General features: G+C 73.5%; 1 pseudogene. It reads left to right on the top strand.

Features of this window, described 5'->3' with window-relative positions:
• Positions 1-212: 212 nt before the first annotated feature.
• Positions 213-1,080 (top strand): annotated as a pseudogene (locus ACTIDRAF_RS30040) (transcriptional regulator); the annotation flags it as partial.

The raw sequence follows: 1,080 nt of genomic DNA, 5'->3' as shown, positions 1-1,080 counted from the left end.
GGCGGGCCGAATCGGCTGGGCCGCCCGCCACGACGGCCACGGTCGACCCGTCCGTCCCGGCGGAGGAACCGGGGTCCCTCGACTCGGCGTGTGACTGGCTGGACGAGCGTGCCGGGTGGTGTCCCGGAACGAGTAGGGACACCGCGGTCGGTGCAGGTCAGGACCGGTCCCATGCTGTCCCGGCTCGTTCGGTTCCCATCCCCGACCGGTCGGTGATCGTGGGGGCGCTGGCCCGGTACTACCCGACGTCCGCCGAGGACACGGCTGGCCTGTACGGCGTGCGCGTGGACGGGGCGAGGCTCGGGACGAGCGTGGTGTCCCGTCCTGAGTGGCTGGACCTGTCATGTCCGTTCTCACCCGATCGCGACCGGGTGCGGCTGGCGACCGCCCGCCGGGGCGGGGCGAGGCCGCTGGACGAGCACGCCGCCGTCCGGCGGCTGGCCGAAGCCACCGCGACCGGGGTTCGGATGACGGACCTGCCGATCTACCGGCTCACCGACGCCGACGTCAGCACGTCCCGTCTCGCGGGCCAGGTGGAGCTGCTGCCCTTCACCGAGTACGCGCTGACCATGGACCTGCTGGAAGGCGAGCTCACGCGCGCCCTGGCCAGCGGCGCGGACCTCGCCCCGACGAACCTCCCGCTGCGCAGCGCGTTGCTGCCGGACATGGCCTCCGTGCTGGACGTGGCGGGCCGGTTGTGCGCGGGTGGGCCGCTCGCGCTGTGCGCCATCGCCCGGCCGCCCGACGCCTACCGGGGCGCCGCCGACTACGTCCTCCTGGTGCAACGGCGGTCGGCCCAGGTCGTCAACGCGGCAGGCCGGCTCTCGGTGATCCCCAAGGGCTTCCACGCACCGCTGACCGACTACCGCGCCGACGCCCGCATCGGCGCGACCCTGCTCCGCGAGTTGGAGGAGGAACTGTTCGGCCGGGCGGACGTGGACGTCACCACCAGTCCGCAACGCGCCGCTGACCCGATGCACCCGAGCCGGTTGTCCGAGCCGATGCGGTGGCTGACCGAGCGGCCGGGGCGGTTGCGGTTGGAGTGCACCGGGTTCGGGTTGAACCTGGTGTCGGGGAACT

It is taken from the genome of Actinoalloteichus spitiensis RMV-1378 (assembly GCF_000239155.1).
Taxonomy (GTDB): Bacteria; Actinomycetota; Actinomycetes; order Mycobacteriales; family Pseudonocardiaceae; genus Actinoalloteichus_B; species Actinoalloteichus_B spitiensis.
Note: the sequence above shows the minus strand (reverse complement) of the source record. Positions and strands in the feature narration are given on the sequence as shown.